This window comes from Protaetiibacter sp. SSC-01 (assembly GCF_014483895.1).
Lineage (GTDB): Bacteria > Actinomycetota > Actinomycetes > Actinomycetales > Microbacteriaceae > Homoserinibacter.
The window spans coordinates 1,075,722-1,096,115 of the sequence record NZ_CP059987.1 but is presented as its reverse complement, the minus strand read 5'-3'; the positions used below and the strand labels follow the sequence as shown (position 1 = coordinate 1,096,115).

The 20,394-nt window shown below is 71.9% G+C and carries 19 protein-coding genes, 1 tRNA gene and 1 pseudogene; 11 read left to right on the top strand and 10 right to left on the bottom strand.

Features of this window, described 5'->3' with window-relative positions:
• Position 1: 1 nt before the first annotated feature.
• A complete protein-coding gene (locus tag H4J02_RS05175; protein ID WP_187676029.1) occupies positions 2-832 on the bottom strand; it encodes a carbon-nitrogen hydrolase family protein in 831 nt (276 codons plus the stop codon).
• Positions 833-918: 86 nt separating this feature from the next.
• On the opposite strand from H4J02_RS05175, the gene H4J02_RS14000 reads away from it, so the two are divergent.
• Both H4J02_RS14000 and H4J02_RS05170 read left to right on the top strand, forming a co-directional pair.
• Positions 919-1,503 (top strand): hypothetical protein, encoded by a 585-nt coding sequence (locus H4J02_RS14000; protein WP_262406229.1) that lies wholly within the window; start codon positions 919-921, stop codon positions 1,501-1,503.
• Positions 1,504-1,513: 10 nt separating this feature from the next.
• Positions 1,514-2,350 (top strand): DNA/RNA non-specific endonuclease, encoded by an 837-nt coding sequence (locus tag H4J02_RS05170; RefSeq protein ID WP_262406228.1) that lies wholly within the window; start codon positions 1,514-1,516, stop codon positions 2,348-2,350.
• Positions 2,351-2,393: 43 nt separating this feature from the next.
• Here the strand turns inward: H4J02_RS05170 and H4J02_RS05165 are convergent.
• From H4J02_RS05165 to H4J02_RS05150, 4 genes are all read right to left on the bottom strand, one after another.
• Positions 2,394-2,467, bottom strand: a tRNA-Met gene (locus tag H4J02_RS05165).
• A gap of 78 nt (positions 2,468-2,545) precedes the next feature.
• Positions 2,546-3,448, bottom strand: a complete 903-nt coding sequence (locus H4J02_RS05160; protein WP_187676027.1) for a bifunctional 2-polyprenyl-6-hydroxyphenol methylase/3-demethylubiquinol 3-O-methyltransferase UbiG — start codon at positions 3,446-3,448, stop codon at positions 2,546-2,548.
• The gene (locus H4J02_RS05155) at positions 3,448-6,330 is read right to left on the bottom strand and encodes a UPF0182 family protein (protein ID WP_187676026.1); all 2,883 of its coding nucleotides are present in this window, start codon (positions 6,328-6,330) and stop codon (positions 3,448-3,450) included. The genes H4J02_RS05160 and H4J02_RS05155 overlap by 1 nt, the downstream gene beginning before the upstream one ends.
• A gap of 99 nt (positions 6,331-6,429) precedes the next feature.
• Entirely contained in the window at positions 6,430-7,542 is a 1,113-nt protein-coding gene (locus H4J02_RS05150) for a PDZ domain-containing protein (protein ID WP_187676025.1), read from the bottom strand.
• 96 nt (positions 7,543-7,638) lie between these two features.
• Between H4J02_RS05150 and H4J02_RS05145 the strand changes: the two genes are divergently transcribed.
• Positions 7,639-9,000, top strand: coding sequence for a zinc-dependent metalloprotease (locus H4J02_RS05145; protein ID WP_262406227.1), 1,362 nt, complete (start codon positions 7,639-7,641; stop codon positions 8,998-9,000).
• Positions 9,001-9,030: 30 nt separating this feature from the next.
• On the opposite strand, the gene H4J02_RS05140 is transcribed toward H4J02_RS05145, so the two are convergent.
• Positions 9,031-9,672, bottom strand: a complete 642-nt coding sequence (locus tag H4J02_RS05140) for a M23 family metallopeptidase (RefSeq protein WP_187676024.1) — start codon at positions 9,670-9,672, stop codon at positions 9,031-9,033.
• A gap of 415 nt (positions 9,673-10,087) precedes the next feature.
• Between H4J02_RS05140 and H4J02_RS05135 the strand changes: the two genes are divergently transcribed.
• Both H4J02_RS05135 and H4J02_RS05130 read left to right on the top strand, forming a co-directional pair.
• Positions 10,088-10,309, top strand: a complete 222-nt coding sequence (locus H4J02_RS05135; RefSeq protein ID WP_187676023.1) for a hypothetical protein — start codon at positions 10,088-10,090, stop codon at positions 10,307-10,309.
• An 18-nt stretch (positions 10,310-10,327) separates the two neighbouring features.
• A pseudogene (locus tag H4J02_RS05130) lies at positions 10,328-11,371 on the top strand (acyltransferase); the annotation flags it as partial.
• 254 nt (positions 11,372-11,625) lie between these two features.
• Here H4J02_RS05130 and H4J02_RS05125 read toward each other — a convergent pair.
• From H4J02_RS05125 to H4J02_RS05115, 3 genes are all read right to left on the bottom strand, one after another.
• A complete protein-coding gene (locus H4J02_RS05125) occupies positions 11,626-12,213 on the bottom strand; it encodes a hypothetical protein (protein ID WP_187676022.1) in 588 nt (195 codons plus the stop codon).
• Positions 12,214-12,294: 81 nt separating this feature from the next.
• Positions 12,295-13,794 carry a class I SAM-dependent methyltransferase gene (locus H4J02_RS05120; RefSeq protein WP_187676021.1) on the bottom strand — a complete coding sequence of 500 codons (1,500 nt, stop codon included), beginning with the start codon at positions 13,792-13,794 and terminating at the stop codon, positions 12,295-12,297.
• A 10-nt stretch (positions 13,795-13,804) separates the two neighbouring features.
• Positions 13,805-15,103 carry an MFS transporter gene (locus H4J02_RS05115; protein ID WP_262406226.1) on the bottom strand — a complete coding sequence of 433 codons (1,299 nt, stop codon included), beginning with the start codon at positions 15,101-15,103 and terminating at the stop codon, positions 13,805-13,807.
• Between the two features lie 104 nt (positions 15,104-15,207).
• On the opposite strand from H4J02_RS05115, the gene H4J02_RS05110 reads away from it, so the two are divergent.
• Together H4J02_RS05110 and H4J02_RS05105 are read left to right on the top strand one after the other, a co-directional pair.
• Positions 15,208-15,831, top strand: coding sequence for a TetR/AcrR family transcriptional regulator (locus H4J02_RS05110; protein WP_187676019.1), 624 nt, complete (start codon positions 15,208-15,210; stop codon positions 15,829-15,831).
• Between the two features lie 36 nt (positions 15,832-15,867).
• Positions 15,868-16,353 carry an FBP domain-containing protein gene (locus H4J02_RS05105; protein WP_187676018.1) on the top strand — a complete coding sequence of 162 codons (486 nt, stop codon included), beginning with the start codon at positions 15,868-15,870 and terminating at the stop codon, positions 16,351-16,353.
• A gap of 113 nt (positions 16,354-16,466) precedes the next feature.
• On the opposite strand, the gene H4J02_RS05100 is transcribed toward H4J02_RS05105, so the two are convergent.
• Entirely contained in the window at positions 16,467-16,649 is a 183-nt protein-coding gene (locus H4J02_RS05100; RefSeq protein ID WP_187676017.1) for a hypothetical protein, read from the bottom strand.
• A gap of 111 nt (positions 16,650-16,760) precedes the next feature.
• Between H4J02_RS05100 and H4J02_RS05095 the strand changes: the two genes are divergently transcribed.
• The 4 genes from H4J02_RS05095 (at position 16,761) to H4J02_RS05080 (ending at position 20,361) form a co-directional block, all read left to right on the top strand.
• Positions 16,761-17,885 (top strand): calcium:proton antiporter, encoded by a 1,125-nt coding sequence (locus H4J02_RS05095; RefSeq protein ID WP_187676016.1) that lies wholly within the window; start codon positions 16,761-16,763, stop codon positions 17,883-17,885.
• Between the two features lie 50 nt (positions 17,886-17,935).
• Entirely contained in the window at positions 17,936-18,844 is a 909-nt protein-coding gene (locus H4J02_RS05090; protein ID WP_187676015.1) for an NYN domain-containing protein, read from the top strand.
• A 3-nt stretch (positions 18,845-18,847) separates the two neighbouring features.
• The gene (locus tag H4J02_RS05085) at positions 18,848-19,726 is read left to right on the top strand and encodes a hypothetical protein (protein WP_187676014.1); all 879 of its coding nucleotides are present in this window, start codon (positions 18,848-18,850) and stop codon (positions 19,724-19,726) included.
• Between the two features lie 86 nt (positions 19,727-19,812).
• Complete coding sequence (locus tag H4J02_RS05080) at positions 19,813-20,361, top strand: type 1 glutamine amidotransferase domain-containing protein (protein WP_187676013.1); 549 nt, start codon at positions 19,813-19,815, stop codon at positions 20,359-20,361.
• Positions 20,362-20,394 lie beyond the last annotated feature (33 nt).

Genomic DNA, 20,394 nt, shown 5'->3' with positions numbered 1-20,394 from the left:
GCTACGCCCCCGGGGGCACCGGCTCGACCCGGTAGCGACGCAGCTGCAGCGCCGGGTTGAGGTGGCGCACCTGGCGGAGTCGCGCCCGCGTGATCCAGGCGACCGCGGTATCCGTCGCGTCGCCGATCGTCGCGAGCTCGACGCCCATGGGGTCGACGATCATGCTGTTGCCGGCGCCGATCGGCGGCGCCTGGTCGGCGGCCGCCACGAAGACGGTGTTCTCGATCGCGCGCGCCGTCACGAGCGTGCGCCAGGCCGACTCCTTGAGCGGGCCACGCACCCACTCGGCCGGCAGCACGACGATCTCGGCGCCCGCGTCGACGAGGCGACGCGTCACCTCGGGGAAGCGCACGTCGTAGCAGGTCTGGATGCCGACCGTGAAGCCGCCCGCGACGAACGTGCGGGGCTCCTCGATGGCGCCCGCGACGATCCAGTCGGACTCCCGCTGACCGAAGGCGTCGTAGAGGTGCTGCTTGCGGTAGTGCGCCACGAGCTCGCCGTCGGGGTCGAGCGCGACGATCGTGTTGGCCGCGCGCGCGGGCTCACCCGGCACGACCTCGAGGAGGCCGGCGACCAGGTGGATGCCGAGCTCGGCCGAGATCTCCGCGAGCCCTCGCACGAAGGGGCCGTGCAGCGTCTGCGCCGCCTCGACCCAGTCCTCGCCCATCGTGGGCGTGAAGTACGACGAGTACTCCGGGAAGACCACGAGCATCGCGCCGCGCGAGGCGGCATCGACGGCGAGGCGCGAGATCTCCTCCAGGTTGGCCGCGGTGTCGGCGCTCGGCGCGAACTGCGCGACCGCCACCGCGAAAGGCGCGTCATCGGCGTTCATGTCGTCAGCCTACGCCCGGGTCGCGGACGACAACCGAGATATCATCGACCCACCACAGCACACACCCCCCAGTCGCGAGGTGCAGGATGTCCGCGTCGCCCAGCCGTCCCCTCTCCGCTCCGCTCGTCGCGCGCGTGCTCGCGCCGCTCGCCGCCGTGGCGCTCGCCGCGGTCGCGCTCACCGCGTGCGCCCCCGAGCCCGCGTCGCCCGTCGGCACGCCCTCGCCCCTCGACACCGAGCCGAGCGACGGCGCCGTCGACCCGAGCGACAGCCCGAGCGTCGACCCCGCCGACGACGCGGATGCGGAGGGCGACGAGCGCGCACAGAACCTCGCCGACGCCGTCGCGAGCGGCAACACCGCCGCGATCGAGGGCTACCTCACCGACCCCACGCGCGTCGTCATCGCGGCGAGCGAGGCCGACATCCAGTACGACCCCGTCGACGCCGTGCTCGCGATCGACTACGTGCAGCCGGGCGTCGGCGTGTGGGACTTCGACCTCGACCCCGAGGTGCTGTCGGGCTACGCGGCGAGCGCCTCCTACGGCCAGTTCTTCCCCGCCGAAGCGGTCGTCGGCGTCTCCGACTCCGGCACGCTCATCTCGTTCCTCCCGAACGGCGACAAGATCGGCACGATCTTCATGTCGATCCACGAGTCGCTCGTGCTGGAGTGACGCCGCAGCCGTGACGGAGACGACGGGATACGACGCGGCCTTCCTCGGGGTCCCCGTCGCGCTCCCCCGTCCGTCCGACGGTCGGGCCGTCGTCGAGCTGCCGTCGCCGCACTTCACGGTGCTGCTCGACCCCGAGCGGCGGCTCGCCGCGAGCACGGGCGTCAACATCGACGGCGCAGCGCTGCTCGACCTCGGCCGCGCCGGCGCGTGGCACCTCGACGAGCGCGTTCCGGCATCCGCTCAGGCGGGGCCCGAGGTGTACACGCGCAACGACCTCGACCGCGGGCACCTCGTGCGCCGGCGCGACCCCGTGTGGGGCGATCGCGCGGTGGCAGCGGCTGCGAACGAGGCGACCTTCGCGTACACCAACGCGGCACCGCAGGCCGCCCCGTTCAACCAGGGCCCGACGCTGTGGGTGGGCCTCGAGGACCACGTGCTCGCCTACGCGCGCGCCCACGCGCACCGTGTGAGCGTGTTCACCGGGCCCGTGCTCGAGCCCGACGACCCGCCGTACCGCGGCATCCGCATCCCCCGGCGCTTCTGGAAGATCGCGGCGTGGACTGCGGATGCGGGGGCCGGCTCCCGCGAGCTACGCGCGGCCGGCTTCCTGCTCGACCAGACGCCCGCGCTGGAGTCGATCGGGATCGGCGGTCGGGCGGGGATCGGCGACGAGCCACCGCCCATCGAGCCGTACCTCACGTACCAGGTGCCCGTCACGGAGATCGGTGCGCTCGCGCACCTCGATGTCGGGCATCTCGCCGCAGCCGATCGGCTGAGTCCGGTGACGGGAGCGCGGCGACCTGCTGCATGGCGGCTGCTCACGCGCCCCGAGCACATCGAGCTCTGACATACGAAGAAGGCCGCCCTTGCGGACGACCTTCTTCTTTTCGTTGCGGGGACAGGATTTGAACCTGCGACCTCTGGGTTATGAGCCCAGCGAGCTACCGAGCTGCTCCACCCCGCGGCACAAGATGAAAGCCTAGCACGGGTCGGAGACGGGTGCTGACCGTCGCGGGGTTTCGATACGCGGCTTCGCCGCTACTCAACCAGCGGTGGGGCGGGTGGCGCCGAGCGAGTACGTGAGCGGCAGCCAGCGCTCGGCAGGCCAGCCCCACAGCCCCTCCTGCTTCTCCTCGAGCGCGCGGAAGAAGCGCCACGGCACGAGATCGTGCTCGTGGTAGAAGTCGAGGCGCAGACCGGCGTCGAGCACCGAGCTGATCACCTCCCCCGTCGTGTGCGCCCACTCCCACGTGATCGTGTTCTCCACGACCGCGTCGTCGTCGGCGTAGTCGCCCTCTTCGTCCCAGACGTCCGCACGGCCGTCGGCGAAGTACTCGTAGCGCAGCTCCGGCAGCCCGCGACCCGACTTCCGGTCCTCGTGCACCCACGCGGCGGGGTGGCTGTCGGCGAAGTAGAAGCGGCCGCCGGGCTTGAGGAACCACTCGACGATGCGCGCCCACTCCGGCACGTCGGGGAGCCATCCGATCGTGCCCCACGTGGAGTAGACGACGTCGAAGCTGCCGGGCTCGGGCAGCACGTGACGAGCGTCGTAGACGTTCGCGTGCACGAAGCGCGCGGTGTCGGCGAGGCCGAGCTCGGATGCGAGCCCCCGCGCCTCCTCGATCGCGGGCATCGAGAAGTCGAGTCCCACGACCTCGGCGCCTCGCTGCGCGAAGACGAGCGTGTCCTGGCCGAAGTGGCACTGCAGATGCAGCACGCGCTTGCCCGCCCAGCCGTCCGGGGCGTAGGCGGCGAGCTCGTCCTCCTCCATGGGCGTCATGAAGCGGCCGCGGCCCTCGCGCAGGGCGGTGCGGTCGTACATGGGCGACGCGATGTGGATGGGGACGAGCTCGTCCCAGCGGGCGCGGTTGCGGTCGAGCCACTCCCCGCTGTGCCGGTCGACGGGCTCCCGGGGATCCTCGCCCGTCTCGCGCTCCTCGGACATCAGCCGGCGGCCTCGATCGCGGCCTCGATGGCGTCGCGCATCCGCTGATCGGCCTCGGCGGCGGCGACGAGGTCGCCCTCCGCGTAGGCCTTCGTGCGGTCGTCGAGCGCCTTCTTGTAGTCCGCGAGGGCCTCCTGCAGGGCCGCGTTGTCGGCGTCGGAACCGGTACCGGGCTCGCCCGTGCCGGGTTCCTCGGTACCGGGCTCGTCCGTGCCGGGCTCGGGCTCGGCATCCGTGTCGCCCGCGGGCGCGCCGGAGTCGCCGCCGAACAGGGCGTCGAGGGCCTGGTCGAGGGTGTCCTCGAAGGCGACCTGGTCGCCGAAGGCCACGAGCACCTTGCGCAGCAGCGGGTAGCTCGTCTCACCCGTCGACTTCACGTAGAGGGGTTGCACGTAGAGCAGACCGCCGCCGACCGGGAGCGTCAGCAGGTTGCCGTAGACGACGGTCGTGTCACCGCGCTGCAGGATGTTGATCTCGTTCGCCACGACGGTGTCGGTGTTGAACGAGTTCTGCACCTGGCCGGGGCCGGGCACGGTGTCGCGCTTCGGGAGCGTGAGCAGCGTGAGCTTGCCGTAGTCCTCCCCCGCATCCGCGTTCGCCGCGAGGAAGCCGGTGAGGATGCTCTGGCCGGCGTCGCCCGTCTGCGCCTGCGGGATGTAGGTCGAGTAGATCGAGAACGACGGCTTGTCGGCTCCCGGCACCTGCATCGTCAGGTAGTACGGGGGCTGCGACTTGGCCTGCGCCTGCGGCACGGTCGGGTCGTTCGGGGTCGCCCACGCGTCGTCGCCCGAGTAGAACGTTCCGGCGTCGTCGACGTGGTAGGTCTGCAGGATCGCGCGCTGCACCTTGAAGAGGTCGGCCGGGTAGCGAACGTGCGCCGTGAGGTCGTCGCTCATCTCGGATGCCGGCTTGAGCGTCGTCGGGAAGATCTTCTGCCATGTCTTGAGCAGCGGGTCCTCGGTGTCCCATGCGTAGAGCGTGACCGAGCCGTCGTACGCGTCGACGGTCGCCTTCACCGAGTTGCGGATGTAGTTGACGTCGTCGAGCGGGAAGTCCGGGCTCGGCGTGTAGGTGTCGGCGATGGTCGACGACAGCTGCTGGATGCTCGAGTACGGGTAGTCCGCGGTCGTCGTGTAGCCGTCGACGATCCACACGATCTTGCCGTCGACGACGGCCGGGTACGTGTCGGTGTCGAGCGTCAGGTACGGCGCGACGCGCTTGACGCGGTCGAGCGGGTTGCGGTCGTACAGGATCTGCGACTCGGCGGTCACGGCGTCCGACAGCAGGAGATCGGCCGACTGGAACTTGAGGGCGTAGACGAGCTTCTTGATGACGTTGTCGAGCACGGGCCCGCCGTCGCCGTCGAAGGTGAACGTCGCGTTGACGTCGCTGTCCTCGCCGCCGCTCGGATAGTCGAGCTCGATCGCCGTCGAATCCGCGGGCGCGCCCACGATCGAGTAGACGGGCGAGTTCTCGCCGAAGTACACGCGCGGCTGGAACTCGCCGAGCTCGCCCTGCGACGGGATGCCCGACTCGAGGAACTCCGGCTGGCCGTCGACCGTGCGCTTGTTGCCGTACGCCGCGACGACGCCGAAGCCGTGCGTGTAGACGAGCGTGTTGTTGTACCAGCTCTTGTTGCTCTGTCCCGCCGGATTGAGCTCGCGCACCGCGATGACGGTGTCCTGAGTCTGGCCGTCGATCTCGTAGCGGTCGACGTCGAGGTGGTTCTGGAACTGGTAGTACTGCTTGACGCGCTCGAGCTGCTTGAACGTGTCGCCCACGATCGCGGGGTCGAGGATGCGGATGTTCGCCGTGGTCTGGGCGTCCTCCTTGAGCTGACCCTCGGTCGCGGTCGTGACGGCGTCGTAGGAGACGACGTCGATGTCGTCGATGCCGTACGCCTTGCGCGTCGCGTCGATGGCGCGCTGGATGTACTCCGCCTCGACGCGCTTCGCGTTCGGGTCGACCGTGAAGCGCTGCACGATCGCCGGATAGACGGTGCCGACGACGAGGCTCGAGACGATGAGGAGGCCCGTGCCGATGAGCGGCAGGCGCCAGCGGCCGATGACCGCCGTGACGATGAACAGCACGGCGACGAGCGCGGCGATGCCCGCGAGGATCGCGCGTCCGGGGATGCCGGCGTTGACATCCGTGTAGGTGGCGCCCGTGACGACGCCCGAGTCGTTCGTGAGCGTCGCGAACTGGTCGAGCCAGATGCTCGCCGCCTGCAGCGCGATGTAGACCGCGGCCGTCACGGCGATCTGCACGCGTGCGGCGCGCGTCACGCGCACCTCGCGGCCGTTGATGCGGATGCCGCCGTAGAGGTAGTGGGTGGCGATCGCGGCGAGCCCCGAGATGAGCACGATGGCCGACGCGTACGCCACGAGCCCGCGGTAGAACGGCAGCTCGTAGATGAAGAACGACACGTCGAGGCCGAACTGCGGGTCCTTCTCGCCGAAGGGCGTGCGGTTGACGAACTGCAGCACCGTCGTCCAGCGCGCGGCGGTCGAGACGCCGACGAAGAGGCCGAGCAGCACCGGGATGCCGATCATCGCGAGGCGGCGCAGCGGCTCGACGACCTGCTGGTAGCGGTCGAGCTGCGACCCGAGCTTCTGGTAGAGCGGGCGCGAGCGGAACGCGATGTAGATGCTCACCCACATGACGATCGCCATCGCGGCGAAGCCGACGAGGAACATCACGGCGACCGCCCACCACTGCGTGGTCAGCACGCCGAGGAAGCCGAGCTGGTCGAACCACAGCACGTCGGCGTAGAGGTACGAGAAGGCGAGGAATCCGACGACCAGCACCGCGAGGATGGCGATGACGATCGCGGCGGTGCTGCGTCCACGGGAACGGACGTCGGAGGGACTTGCGGATGTCACGGGGTGCGCTCCTGCGGGTCAGTCGGGGCGTCTCGGCCCCGGCGGCTCGCGCACCATCCTAGGGGCGCTGCGCTGGGCGCGCTCTGGGAGCGGGCGCCGTCAGGTGCAGCGCGCGAAGCCCCCGGTGGAGCCGCCCGAGGCGATCGCGGTGACGACGTCGATCGCATCGGAGAGCTCGGAGACCGCAAAGACCTCGAGTCCCGCCGGCACGTGCCCGACGACCTCGCGGCAGTTGGCGACGGGCGCGAGGAACCACTCGGCCCCCGCATCCGCTGCCCCCATCATCTTCTGCCGGATGCCGCCGATCGCCCCGACGCGGCCCTCGGCGTCGACCGTGCCGGTGCCGGCGACGTGCTCGCCGCCCGTGAGCGGGCCGGGCGTGAGGGTGTCGTAGATGCCGAGGGCGAACATCATGCCCGCGCTCGGGCCACCGACGTCGGGCAGGTTGATGGTCACGTCGATCGGGAAGTCGTACTCGATGCGCGGCACGACGCCGATGATGGGCGTCTCGTCGGCGGCGGAACGCGCCGCGGTCATCACGGTGACGGTGCTCTCAGCGCCCCCGCGGCGGATGCCGAGCTCCAGCTGAGCGCCGACCCCCGCATCCGCGATCGCCGCGCGGAGCTCGGCGTCGGTCGTCACAGGACGCCCGTCGATCGTGAGCAGTTCGTCGTCGGCCTCGAGCACGCCGTCGGCGGGGTCGCCAGGCGACACCTCGTCGACGACGACGGTCGACGTGAACGGGACGTCGAGCTGCGTGAGGGTCGCGGCGATCGCGGCGCGCTGCGACGCCGTCATGTCGCGTGCGCTCTTCTCGTCGGACTCCTGCTCCGTGCGACCCTCGGGGAAGACCGCCTCGACGGGCAGCAGCGCGCGCCGGGGGTCGAGCCATGCGCCGAGCACCTCGAACCAGTCGAGCGGGTTCTCGCGCGAGCCGTCGAGGTACACCGTGAGGAGGTCGAGGCGCCCGTCGGTCGGGAAGCTCTCGGCACCCTCGACCTCGATGACGGGCACCTCGTCGCCGTCGACGGTCGTATCGCCGAGGGTGTCGTACACCGGTCCGGGGCGCTCGATGACGTACGGCGCGGGCGAGATCCCGACGAGCGCCGTGCCGAGCAGACCGGCGATGAGCAGACCCTGGCCGACGAGCTGTCGGCGCGGCGCGGGCTCGCGGGGCTCGGCAGCGCTCGAGGTGACCGGGTCGGTCGTCACAGGGTCCTCCGTGTTCGCTGCGGGCGCAGCAAAGACCGGGTCAGCCTAGGGCATTCCACCGGTGCGTCACCCGGGCGGCGCACTACCGTGGATCGCATGGCAGACGAGCCCCGCGACCCGTTCTCCGGATCGGGCGACGACCCCGGCGAGGAGTTCCGCGACATGCTGCGCGACTTCCTCGCCGGCAACTCGGACCTCGACCCGGCGCAGCTCGCGAGCGCCGCCGGGCTCCCCAACGACCCCGAGCTCGTACAGCGCCTCATCGGTCAGCTGCAGGCGGCCCTCCAGAACTCGGGCGACGGCATCAACTGGTCGCTCGCGAAGGACCAGGCCACGGCCCTCGCCTCCCGCTCGGCCGTCACGGCGACGCCCGCCGAGGTCTCCGCGCTCGAGCAGGCGCTCCACGTTGCGGCGCTCTGGCTCGACGAGGCCACCGGCATCACGGGCCTCACGACCGAGCCCACGCTGCTCACGCGCGCGGGCTGGGCGGAGGCGACCATGCCCGTGTGGACGCAGCTCGCCGAGCCCGTGGCCGACTCCATCGCATCCGCTCTCACCGAGGTGCTCGAGGAGCAGGCGCCCGAGGAGCTCACGAGCATGCTCGGCGACGCCGGCCGCCTCATGCGCAACGTCGGCGGAACGCTCTTCGCGATGCAGCTCGGCCAGGTGGTCGGGCAGCTCGCGCAGGAGGTCGTCTCGGGCGGCGACATCGGCATCCCGCTGCTCGACGGCGAGCAGCGCCAGGCAGCGCTCGTACCCCAGAACGTGGACGGCTTCGCCCGCGGCCTCGAGATCCCCGTCGACGAGGTGCGTCTCTACCTCGCCGTGCGCGAGCTCGCCCACGCGCGCCTCTTCCGGCACGCGAAGTGGCTGCGCCTGCACCTGCTGACGCAGATCACCGATTACGCGCGCGGCATCCGCATCGACACGGCGCCGCTCGAGGAGCTCGCGGCCGACTTCGATCCCGCCAACCCCGAGTCGCTGCGCGAGGCGATGACGAGCGGCAAGCTCATCCCGCCGAAGACCGACGAGCAGGTCGCGGCGCTGCACCGCCTCGAGACGATGCTCGCCCTCGTCGAGGGCTGGGTCGACGTCGTGACCGCGCAGGCCACCGTGCGCCTGCCGAAGTCGGTCGCGGTAGCCGAGTCGGTGCGCCGCCGCCGTGCCGCGGGTGGTCCAGCCGAGTCGGCCTTCGCGACGCTCGTGGGACTCGAGCTGCGTCCGCGTCGGCTGCGCGAGGCCGCCGCCATGTGGCAGGCGGTCACGGATGCCGTGGGCGCCGACTCCCGCGACGCCCTGTGGGCGCACCCCGACATCGTGCCGAGCGACGCCGACATCGACGACCCGACGCTGCTCATCGCGCGCCTCACGGGCGACGAGCCGGAGCAGGACGACGTCGACCGAGCCCTTCAGGACCTGCTCGACGACGAGACCGGCGACCGGCCGCGCGAGGAGTAGCCCTCAGACGCCCCGTTCGGAACGCCGGGATCAGCCGTTCCAGGCCTCGGTCACGTGCGCGCGCATCCACGGCAGCGGGTCGATGAAGTTCCAGTCGCCCACCATGATCGCCAGGTGCAGGTGGGTGCCCGAGCTCATGCCCGTGTTGCCCACGCGCCCGACGACGTCGCCCATCCGCACGCGGGTGCCCACGGCGGTGGCGGAGCCCGACTGCATGTGGCCGTAGGCGCTGTAGACCGTCTGGCCGTCGATGACGTGCTTGATGACCACCTGGGTTCCGAGGCCCCCGATCGGCATCGACACGACGACGCCGTCGGCGATCGCGTGGACGGGGACGCCGGCGCCCGGGGTGAAGTCGACCCCGTGGTGGTTGGTCGAGCAGCCCGCGCACGGGGCGGCGCGGCCGCCGAAGTAGCTCGAGATGGGGCTGCCGGGGTTGATGGGCCACTGCACGGGCGTGTAGTAGGTGAGCGAGAAGTCGTCGCGGTCGTTCATGACCGGCACCTTCATCGCGGAGGCGGCGAACGACGCGTCGGTGAGCACGAGCTCCTGGCCGGGCAGGGTCGAGCTCTCCTCCTGCGCGATCGTCGTCGCGGAGGCGGGCAGGTCGTGGATGACGACGAGCGACATGCTCAGCAGCACGGTCAACACGCCGAGGCGGCGGCGGCTCATGCGGCGGAAGATGCCGAGTCGGATGTGGGAGGCGTCGGAAGGACGCACGGAAGCGTTCGGGAACGAAAGGGGCACGGAAAACGGGTCTCTCGGGGTTTCTGTCCCGCCTCGGGGCGGGAGAGCGCAGCTGCGCGCCGTCGGATCATCGGTCGGGCCGTGTTGTCGGGCGATGGGAACGGTGGTGATGGTCACACCGGGCGCCCGGGCCGTCATCAACGTTGACGGATGTACCTGGCAGAAGCCTGGCATCAGCCTCCGCATCCCGTGGGAGCGGTGTCTTGATGTAACGCGCATGTAACACGCGGTGGATTCCCTGTAAAGCCTCTTGTCGCGGGGTTCGGGCGGGCGTTCAATGGGGGACAGCGACGGGGTATGCCCCCCGAACACGGGGCAGGGTCGGAAGGGGTGGTGGCTGATGCATCTGACGGTCGAATCGCGTTCGACACGCACCGAGCTCGATGTGGAGCGGGTGCTGGAGGACGTGCATCGTGTGCGCGACGGAGCGCACGTCATCGGGTACGTGCTCGAGGCGGGTCCCGTGTTCGTGAGCCTCAGCGGCCCGGTGTTCAACACCTCGGTCGAGGTCGGCCAGTCGTACGACCTCAACACGGCCGTGCGCATCCTCGCGGAGGCCTGACAGCCCCGCCGCTACAGTGTGCTCGTGACGACGGAGCACACCTCCCGCAAGAGCGTCGACCTGAGCGGTCGCGATCTCACGCTCGATCTCGCGCGCGTGTTCTGCGTGCTCGTCGTCGTCGCCGTGCACCTGCTCTTCGTGGGCGTGGGGCCGGATGCCGATGGCGGCATCTCGGTGAGCCGCCCGCTCGAGGAGCTGCCGTGGTTCGCGGCCGCGACGTGGGTCGGCCAGGTGATGCCGCTCTTCTTCGTCGTGGGCGGCTTCGCGACGGCGACGTCGCTGCGCAGCGCACGGCGACCGGCGATCGAGGCGGGTCGGGGTACGGATGCCGTGGCGCGCACCTATGTGCACACGCGCATGCAGCGCCTCGCGCGACCCTCGCTTCCGCTGCTCGTCTTCCTCGCGGTCGCGCTCGGCGTCGCGACGCTCCTCGGCGTCGACGCAGGGCTGCTCGACGCCGTCGCGACCGGTGTCGGGAGCCCGCTGTGGTTCCTCGGCGCGTACCTCATCTGCCAGCTCGCGGCTCCATCCCTCCTCGCGTGGCACGAGCGCGCACCGCGCGCGACGCTCGCCGTATTGTTCGCGGCGGTCGTGGCCGTCGACGTCGCGCGCTTCGGCATCTCGGGCGCTCCCGTCGACCAGGCGGGCGCGAGCGTCGTCGGCTACCTCAACCTGCTCTTCGTCTGGCCGCTCGTGCAGCAACTGGGCTTCTGGTACGCCGACGGCTGGTTCGCACGTCGTGCCTGGTGGCAGCTCGTGCTCATCGCCGCCGCGGGCTGGGCGGCGCTCGTGCCGCTCACGGCGTGGGGGCCGTACTCCGACGACATGCTCACGAACCTCAACCCGCCGACGGTGCCGCTCGTCGCGCTCGGCGCGGGGCAGGCTGCCCTCCTGCAGCTGCTCAAGCCGCCGCTCGCGGCTCTCATGCGCACGCGCGCGATGCAGGCGATCGTGTTCGTCGTGGGCACCCGCCTCATGACCGTGTACCTGTGGCACCTCCCGCTCATCCTCGCTATCGCGGGCCTCGGGCTCCTCGTGCCGGCCGTCGCACCGGATGCGGGCACGGCTGCGTGGTGGGGGACGCGCCCGATCGTCTTCCTCGTCGTGCTCGGACTCGTCTCCCTGTTGTCACTGGCGCTCGGGCGCTTCGAGCGTCCTCCGGCCTTCTCGCGCCCGGCGAGCGTCGTCGTGCTCGCGGCGGCGGCGCTGCTCACGATCCCGCCCGTCGTCGCGATCGCGATCGAAGGCCTCGACGTCTGGCTCGCGCTCGTCGCGGCCGTCGGCTACGCGATCGCGGTCGCGATGCTCGCGGCGGGTCAGAAGCCGAGGTCGAAGTCCGCGCCGCCGAAATCGGCCGCGCCGAAGTCCGCCGACCCGAAGTCGGAGCCCGCCGCATCCGCTCCGTCGCCCGCTCCGGCGTCGGCTTCGGACGCCGCTGCGTCGTAGCCGGCGTCCCACGGGAGGAAGGCGCTCACGAGCGCGGAGCCGATGACGTAGCCCGCGACCGTGCCGAGCATCGAACTCGCGAGCATCGACCCGAAGCCCGGGGCACCCGGGGTGACGCCGGCGGAGCTGCCCGAGAGGGCGCGCTCGAGAGAGCCGGGTTGACGCATCTCGGCGCGCGTCGCGGCGCGAGCGAGGGTGGCGGGCTCGCTCGACAGGGGACGCTCGCCCGTGCCGGCGCCGCGGCTCAGCTCCTCGTAGATGAGGGCGCGCTGGCCGTCGGTGAGGCGGGAGAACGCCTCCGCGTGCACCTGCTCGATCGTCTCGGGCGGAGCCGTGCGGATGAGGTAGCGGTAGCGCTCGACCGCCCGCTCGTCGTCGGTGCGCGCCGCGGACGGAGCCGGCTGGACGGCGCGCGCCTGGTCTTCTCCGCTGCCGAACAGCCGATCCAGGAATCCCATGAAAGTGCCTCCGTCGCTCACGGTACGGATGCGGGCTGGGCGAGGGCTGGGACGCGACTGTCAGCGCGCCCGGCATCCGCTTCAGGCGCCGGGAGGCAGCAGGAATCCGTCGGCGACGAGCTCCCGGAGCTCCACGAGGATCGCGGGGCGCATCGCATCCGGATCCACGTCGAGCAGCTGGGCGACCGCGCCCACGATGGCGCCGAGCGGCAGCTCGCCGTCGCACGCGCCCACGACGGCCGCGAGCGCCGCGTCGACCTTGAGCTCGCGGCGCAGGCCGCCGCCCTGCCGCAGCACGATGACAGAGGGGTCGGGCTCGCCCGGCCAGTGGCTCCGCTCCTCGGTGACGTCGGGGGCGACCGTGAGCTCGATCGCCAGAAGGGCGTCGTCATCGAGCGCGGCGACCCGGTCGCGCGCCGCGAGCGCGGTCGACAGGTGCGCCCCGATGCCCGCGACGCCGTCGAGCGGGGCGCTCGCGCGCTCGGCACGGCGGAACGGCACCGTGCCGTCGGGGGCGCGCAGCACGAGGTAGCCGAATCCCACCTGCGCCACCTCGCGACGTGCGAAGTCGTCGAGCCAGGCGGCGCACATCCGCTCGAACTCGGCGGTGCCTGCGCGCGTTCCGCCGTCGCGGATCCAGGTCTCGGCGTAGCGGGCGGGGTCGAGCAGGTCGCGCTCGATGACCCACACGTCGAGTCCCGCGTCCGTCGCCCAGTCGGCCGCGCGCTCGAGACCGTCGGCGTTCCAGCGGTACTCCCAGTTGCCGAGCAGTTGCGCCGTGCCGCCCGGCACGAGGTGCTCGGCGGCGCCCGCGACGACGGATGCGACGAGCGCGTCGCCCTCGAGGCCTCCGTCGCGGTACTCGTACTCGGGCACGCCCGGCGTGCGCGGCGTGATGACGAAGGGCGGGTTGGAGACGATGCGGTCGAAGCGCTCGCCCGCGACGGGCTCGTAGAGGCTGCCGAGGCGGAACTCGATGCCGTCGACGCCGTTGAGCTCGGCGTTGAGGCGCGCGTAGTCCAGGGCGCGCCGCGAGATGTCGGTCGCGACGACGTGCTTCGCGAAGCGACGGGCGTGGAGGGCCTGGATGCCGCATCCGGTTCCGAGGTCGAGCACGCTCTCGACGTCGTCGGGGAACTGCAGCGAGGCGAGCGTCGTCGAGGCGCCGCCGACACCGAGCACGTGGTCGACGCGGAGCGCGGCGCCCGTCGCGAGCTCGCCGAGGTCGGAGGCGATCCACCACTCCCCCGCGCCGTGCGGATCGACGAAGGCGTAGGGGCGCAGGTCGAGCAGGGGGTGCACGCGGTCGCCGTCGACGGTCACGAGCCCGAGCTCGACGGCTCCCGCGATGCCGAGGGTCGGGAGGGCGGCGGCGAGCTCGGCGTCATCCGCACTCTCGCCGAGCACGAAGAGGCGCGCGAGCAGGGCCGCGGGATCGGCGGATGCCGCGAGGGCTCGCGAGGCCGGCACGCGGTTGCCGCGCTGCAGAGCCGCCCCCGCCGCGGCGCCCCACAGCTCGTCGAGCCGATCGACGCGGTAGCGGGCGGCCTCGAGGTCGGCGCGGAGGGTGGGGATCGTCACGAGTCCATTGTCAGGCGTCGAGGGGGTGGGCGAGCTCGTCGCGGGGCATGCGGGCCGCGAGCACCGCGACGACGGCGAGCACGGGCGGCACGACGGCGGCGACGACGAAGACGGGGCCGTAGCCGATCGCCTCGCCGAGCGGGCCCGCGACGGCCGTCGAGACGGGCATGAGGGCGAGCGACACGAAGAAGTCGAGGCTCGACACGCGCCCGAGCATCGCGGGCGGCACGCGGCGCTGCAGAAGCGTGCCCCAGATGACGCCCGCACCCGAGAACACCATGCCGACCGCGAACGCCGCGATCACCATGACCCACAGCGAGCTCGTGAACGCCACGAGCAGCAGCGGGAGGCATCCGAAGCCCCACGCGAGCGTCATCGTCGTGAGGTAGCGCCGCGGCAGGCGCCACGACGCGACGGCGATCGCCGCAACCGCACCGCCGACGCCGAAGGCGACGAGCACGAGCGCGTAGCTGCCCGCGTCGCCGCCCGTCTGCTCGGTCACGGCGAACGGCAGCAGCACCTCGAACGGGCCCATGATGAGCAGCACGAGCGCGCACGAGAAGACGAGGGTCGCGAAGAGCCACGGGGTGCGCACGAGGTAGCGGAAGCCGTCGCGCACGTCGACGAGTAGCTCGATCGCCGGATGCCGCTCGCTCGGCACCTCGCGGCGCACGGCCGTGCGGCGCAGCACCACGAGCAGGGCGATCGCCCCGAGCTGCGTCACGGCGATGATCGCGAAGGCGGCGGCGGGCGACCACAGCGCGATGAGACCGGCCGCGACCGCGGGGCCGCCGGCCTGCAGGATCGCGGGGCGCAGCATCCCCTCGAAGCCGTTGGCGGCGAGCAGCTGCTGCTCGGGCAGGATCGCTGGCAGCATCGCCGAGTAGGCGGGCATGAAGAAGCCGTCGGCGACGCCGAGCACGAGGCCGACGAGGGCGAGGTGCCACACCTCGAGGCCGCCCGTGAACGCGAGCGCCGCGACCGCCGTCACGAGCACGCCCTTGACGATCTCGACCGTCAGCAGGATGAGCTTCTGCGGCACGCGGTCGGCGACCGCCCCGCCCACGAGCACCGCGAGCAAAAGGCCGATCGCGTTCGCCGTCGCGACGAACGACACCTCGACGGGGCCGCCGCCCGTCGCGCGGATCTGGAAGACGACCGCGATGAGCCACACCCCCGCGCCGAAGAGCGAGAGCGTCAGGGCGACGGCCAGCAGCCGGTATTGTCCGAACCGGAAGGGGCGCAGCGCGCGCGGCAGCCGGTCGCGGACGTTCTCGTCCTCGCGGGTCGCCTCGGGCTGCGCGGTCACCATCCGATGATGGCGGACCCACGGGCACCCCGCAGACCATGTGTACACTGTCCACATCGAGCGTCGACGGCGACGCGACCCGATCGAGGAGGGCCACGAGCGTCATGAGCACCGCGCGCGCGACCTACCGCCACGGCGACCTGCGCCGCTCCCTCATCCAGGCGGGCGTCGAGCTCGCGCGCGAGGGCGGCCCGGATGCGGTGGTGCTGCGCGAGGTCACGCGCCGCGCCGGGGTCTCCCCCAACGCCGCCTACCGGCACTTCGCCGACCGCGCCGCGCTCGTCGACGCCGTGAGCGACGCCGCGCAGGGCGCCGCGGCCGCCGCCATCGAGGCGGAGCTGGCCGAGGTCCCCCGAGCGACCGACGTCGCGAGCGCCCAGGAACGACTCCGCGCCGTCGGCATCGGCTACCTGCGCTTCGCGCGCGACGAGCCCGGGCTCTTCCGTGCCGCGTTCAGTGTGCCCGGCAACCTCGAGCGCGCCTTCGTGGCCGAGAAAGCCGGGCCCGGCGGCGCGAGCCCCTTCGGGCTGCTCGCCGACGCCCTCGACGAGCTCGTGCGCTTCGGCGCGCTGCCCGAGGAGCGCCGCCCCGGCGCCGAGCTGCTCGCCTGGTCGGCCGTGCACGGCCTCGCGATGCTCGTGCTCGAGGGCCCGCTCCACGAGCTCCCGGATGATGTGCGCCTCATGGCGGGACGCGGCGTCGTCGAGATGGTCGTCCGCGGCATCTGAGCGCCGCCGCATCCGCTCGGGTTAGCCTGGCGGGACATGCTTCCCGTCACCGCAGAGCAGATCCGCGACTCCTTCGTGAACGCGGGGTCGCTCGACCGCGACCGCATCCCGCTCCCCGGCCTCCACGAGGTGCTGTGGGACGACCGCGAGTTCCTCGGATGGCGCGACGGCTCGACCGCCAACCGCGGCTACCTCGTGTACTGGCGCGACGACCGGCTCGTCGGCATGGTGCTGCGTGCCGCTTCGACGCGGCTCGCGGGCGGCTCCGCGATGTGCTCGCTGTGCCAGATCTCGCAGCCCGCCGGGCAGGTGCGCCTGTTCTCGGCGCTGCGCGCGGGCGACGCCGGCGACGCGGGCGACAGCGTCGGCACCTACATCTGCGCCGACCTCGGGTGCTCGCACCTCATCCGCATCGCGCCGCACGGGAGCCCGTGGGACCCGAACCCGGATGCCGTGGTCGCCGACCGGGGAGCGGGGCTGCTGCGGCGGCTCGACGCGTTCGCGTCGCGGGTGCTGGCGTAGCCGACGTCATCCGCTCGTCGGGTTTCGATACGCGGCTGCGCCGCTACTCAACCAGCGGGGGTACGCGGCTGCGCCGCTACTCGACCGGCGAGGTGGCGGCGCGACCCGCAGCGTCAGTCGAGCGCGGGCAGCAGGTGGAACGGGATCGCGAACGACGCCGAGACGCCGAGGATGCCGGCGAGGAACAGCGCCATCGCGAGGAGACCCTGCTCGTCGGGGAACTGGAACGAGTACCCGAACGCGAACAGCGACGCGACGAAGATCGCGAACGCGACCACAAAGACGACGACCTTCATAGCGCCCACCTTACCGCCCGCCGCGCGCCCCACCGCACCCGACGCGGTGCACGCGTGACCGTTCGCGTCAAGCGCGCGCGACGTTCAGCATGCCTCTGGGAGAATGAGTGAATGGCCGACGCCTCGACAACCCCGACCTCGACCATCAGCCGCATCGGCCGCTCCTGGGTGTGGGTCGTCCCCTTGCTCGGTCTCGCCGCCCTCGCGGGCAGCTGGGAGCGCGAGCTGCCGACCATCGGCTACGTCGTCGTGGGCGCCGTGCTGGTCGGCGTCGTGCTCGCGGCCGTTCACCACGCGGAGGTCATCGCGGCGCGTGTCGGCGAGCCGTACGGCTCCCTCGTGCTCGCCGTCGCGGTGACCGTCATCGAGGTCGCGCTCATCATCACGCTCATGCTCGGCAAGTCGTCGGAGGACGCCTCGACCCTCGCACGCGACACCGCGTTCGCGGCCGTCATGATCACGCTTAACGGCATCGTCGGCCTCTCGATCCTCGTCGGCTCGCTGCGGCACAACACCCCGCGCTTCAATCCGGAGGGCGCGGGAGGGGCGCTCGCCGTCGTCGTGACCCTCACGACGCTCACGCTCGTCGTGCCCTCGTTCACCGTCTCCGAGCCCGGTGCCCAGTTCACCCCCCTGCAGCTCGCATTCGTCGCCGTCGCGGCGATCGTGCTGTGGGGCGCGTTCATCCTCCTGCAGACGGGACGCCACCGCGACTTCTTCCTGCCGGTCAGCAAGTCGGGGAAGATCATCGACGAAGACAGCCACTCGGATCCGCCGAGCAACCGTCAGACCTGGATCAGCCTCGCGCTCCTGCTCGCCTCGCTCGTCGCGGTCGTCGGCCTCGCGAAAGGGATGTCTCCCGCCATCGAGGGCATCGTCGAGTCGGCCGGCATCCCCGACACCTTCGTCGGCGTCGTCGTCGCGCTCGTCGTGCTGCTGCCCGAGGGCCTCGCCGCGACGAAAGCAGCCGCGCGCAACCGCCTGCAGACCTCGCTCAATCTCGGCATCGGCTCGGCCATGGCATCCATCGGTCTCACGATCCCCGCGATCGCCGTCGCCTCCATCTGGCTGCCGACGCCGCTCACCCTCGGGCTCGGGCCCGTGCAGATCGTCGAGTTCCTGCTCACGGTCGCCGTCGCGACCCTCACGATCGTGCCCGGGCGCGCCACGCGCCTCCAGGGCGTCGTGCATCTCGTGCTCTTCGCGGCGTTCATCTTCCTCTCCGCAACCCCCTGAGCCGCGCGGAGCCCGGCGGTAGGGTCGGGAGCGAACCGAAGGAGGCCCGGATGCCCGATCTCACGGACACCGACCGCGTCGCCGTCTACATCGACTTCGACAACATCGTCATCTCCCGCTTCGACCAGCTGCACGGCGACGGCTCGTGGCGCAAGACGAACGCGTGGAAGGCCGGACCCGCCGTCGTCGAGAAGCTCGACGAGGCCCGCGTCGACGTGAGCGCCATCCTCGACTACGCCTCCTCCTTCGGCACGGTCGCCGTCACGCGCGCCTACGCCGACTGGTCGGTCGCCGCGAACGCCCGCTACAAGGAGCAGCTCGTCGAGCGCGCGATCGACCTGACCCAGCTCTTCCCGGCATCCGGCACCAAGAACGGCGCCGACATCCGCCTCTCGGTCGATGTGCTCGAGGACCTCTTCCGGCTGCCCGACATCACCCACGTCGTGATCGTCGCGGGCGACTCCGACTACATCGCGCTCGCGCAGCGCTGCCGCCGTCTCGGCCGCGTCGTCGTCGGCATCGGCGTCGCGGGCGGCACGAGCCGCGCGCTCATCTCTGCGTGCGACGAGTTCGAGTACTACGACGACGTCGCGCAGGAGGAGGAGCGCGCCACGCGCGCCGCCGACGAGCGCGAGGTCGCCGAGGCCGACGAGGGAGCGCAGAAGCCGGATGCCACCCCCGCGCCCGCGCAGACGGGCGCGGCCGGGCAGGCGATCGGCGGCCCGGGTGCCTCGAAGCTGCTCATCAAGGCGCTCGCGCTGGTGGCGAAGGACGCGGACGGCTGGAGCCCCGCGGGGGCCGTCAAGACGCAGATGAAGCGCCTCAACTCGCAGTTCGCCGAGAAGAGCCTCGGCTTCGACAGCTTCACCGAGTTCGTGAAGTCGCGCTCCGGGCAGGTCGAGTTGCGTGAGGAGGGCCAACAGCGGTTCCTCCGGCTGCGGGCGCCGAAGCAGAAGTAGCCGATGGCGGCGCGGACGCTGGCCGACGAGGCGCGCGAGCTCTACCGGCTCCCGCCCGCGGAGTTCGTCGCGGCCCGCAACACACGCCGGGCCGAGCTGCGCGCATCCGATCGGGCGCTCTCCGACGCGATCGGCGCCCTGAAGCGCGCCTCCCCCGCCGCGTGGCTCGTGACGATGCTCGCCGCCGAGGACTCCCAGCTGCTCGAGGAGCTCGTGGCGCTCGGCGACGAGCTGCGCGCCGCGCTCGAGAACGCGGATCGCGAGGCACTTACGCGGCTCACCGACGAGCGGCGCGCGGCGCTGCGCGACGCATCCGAGGTCGCGGCGGCGATCGCGGAGGAGCACGGCGTGAACGCGACCCGTGCGGTGCTCGACGATGTCGCCGAGACGCTGCAGGCGGCGATGGGCGACGCGGATGCCGCGGCCGCCGTGCGCTCGGGGCTGCTCGTGCGGGCGCTCGAGCCCGCCGGGTTCGACGCCGTCGACCTCGAGGGCGCGGTCGCGCTCGACGCGGACGCCCCCTCGGTGCCGCCGCGCCCCCGGCTGCGGGTCGTGAAGGATCCGGATGCCGAGCTCGCGCGGGCGCGCGCGGAGGCCGACGAGGTGCTCGAGGCGGCGCGGGCGCGGCACGCGGAGGCGGAAGCCGCCCGGCGCGAGCATGACGAACGCGTCGACGGGGCCCGCGCCGACCGCGACCAACAGGCCGACGAGGTGCGTCGACTCGAGGCGGAGCTCGCCGCGGCGAAGCGCCGCCTCGACGATGCGGAGGCCGAGCTGCGGGCGATCGGGCGCGAAGGGCCACGCCTTGAGCGCGAGCTCGAGAAGGCGGGTGACGTGCTCGCGCGAGCCGAGGAGCGCCGGAGGCGACTCGACCCCGAGTAGCGCACCGGCATCCGGGCGGCAAGCCCCGTGACGCTCCCCCGTCGGCTCCCTAGCGTGGAAGAACCGATGAAGGAAAGAGGAGCAACATGTCGCATCTGACCGGAAAGACGGTGGCCTTCCTGCTGACCGACGGCTTCGAGGACTCGGAGCTCACGGAGCCCTGGAAGGCCGTGACGGAGCACGGAGCCGAGGCGGTGCTCGTGGCCCCCAAGTCGGGCGAGGTGACGGGCGAGAAGGGCCACACGCAGACGGTCGACCGGCAGGTGGCCGACGTGGTCGCCGACCAGTTCGACGCGCTCGTGCTGCCGGGTGGCGTCGTTAACGCCGACCACCTGCGTATGGACGCCGACGCCGTCGAGTTCTCGAAGGCGTTCTTCGAGCAGCACAAGCCCGTGGGGGTCATCTGCCACGGCTCGTGGGTGCTCATCGAGGCGAGCGTCGTCGACGGCCGCACGATCACGAGCTACCCGTCGCTCAAGACCGACCTGAAGAACGCGGGCGCCAACTGGGTCGACCAGGAGGTCGTCGTCGATGCGGGGCTCGTCTCGAGCCGCAACCCCGACGACCTGCCCGCCTTCTGCGAGAAGGTCGTCGAGGAGATCGCCGAGGGCAAGCACGCCGAGCAGAAGGCCTGACGGCTCGCTTCGCGGGATCCCCTGATCAGACGC

What these genes read in the sequence shown, in the direction of transcription:
- H4J02_RS05175 (WP_187676029.1), bottom strand. Translation starts at nt 832, where the DNA reads ATGAACGCCGATGACGCGCCTTTCGCGGTGGCGGTCGCGCAGTTCGCG.
- H4J02_RS14000 (WP_262406229.1), top strand. Translation starts at nt 919, where the DNA reads ATGTCCGCGTCGCCCAGCCGTCCCCTCTCCGCTCCGCTCGTCGCGCGC.
- H4J02_RS05160 (WP_187676027.1), bottom strand. Translation starts at nt 3,448, where the DNA reads ATGTCCGAGGAGCGCGAGACGGGCGAGGATCCCCGGGAGCCCGTCGAC.
- H4J02_RS05145 (WP_262406227.1), top strand. Translation starts at nt 7,639, where the DNA reads ATGGCAGACGAGCCCCGCGACCCGTTCTCCGGATCGGGCGACGACCCC.
- H4J02_RS05140 (WP_187676024.1), bottom strand. Translation starts at nt 9,672, where the DNA reads ATGAGCCGCCGCCGCCTCGGCGTGTTGACCGTGCTGCTGAGCATGTCG.
- H4J02_RS05135 (WP_187676023.1), top strand. Translation starts at nt 10,088, where the DNA reads ATGCATCTGACGGTCGAATCGCGTTCGACACGCACCGAGCTCGATGTG.
- H4J02_RS05125 (WP_187676022.1), bottom strand. Translation starts at nt 12,213, where the DNA reads ATGGGATTCCTGGATCGGCTGTTCGGCAGCGGAGAAGACCAGGCGCGC.
- H4J02_RS05110 (WP_187676019.1), top strand. Translation starts at nt 15,208, where the DNA reads ATGAGCACCGCGCGCGCGACCTACCGCCACGGCGACCTGCGCCGCTCC.
- H4J02_RS05105 (WP_187676018.1), top strand. Translation starts at nt 15,868, where the DNA reads ATGCTTCCCGTCACCGCAGAGCAGATCCGCGACTCCTTCGTGAACGCG.
- H4J02_RS05100 (WP_187676017.1), bottom strand. Translation starts at nt 16,649, where the DNA reads ATGAAGGTCGTCGTCTTTGTGGTCGCGTTCGCGATCTTCGTCGCGTCG.
- H4J02_RS05095 (WP_187676016.1), top strand. Translation starts at nt 16,761, where the DNA reads ATGGCCGACGCCTCGACAACCCCGACCTCGACCATCAGCCGCATCGGC.
- H4J02_RS05090 (WP_187676015.1), top strand. Translation starts at nt 17,936, where the DNA reads ATGCCCGATCTCACGGACACCGACCGCGTCGCCGTCTACATCGACTTC.
- H4J02_RS05085 (WP_187676014.1), top strand. Translation starts at nt 18,848, where the DNA reads ATGGCGGCGCGGACGCTGGCCGACGAGGCGCGCGAGCTCTACCGGCTC.
- H4J02_RS05080 (WP_187676013.1), top strand. Translation starts at nt 19,813, where the DNA reads ATGTCGCATCTGACCGGAAAGACGGTGGCCTTCCTGCTGACCGACGGC.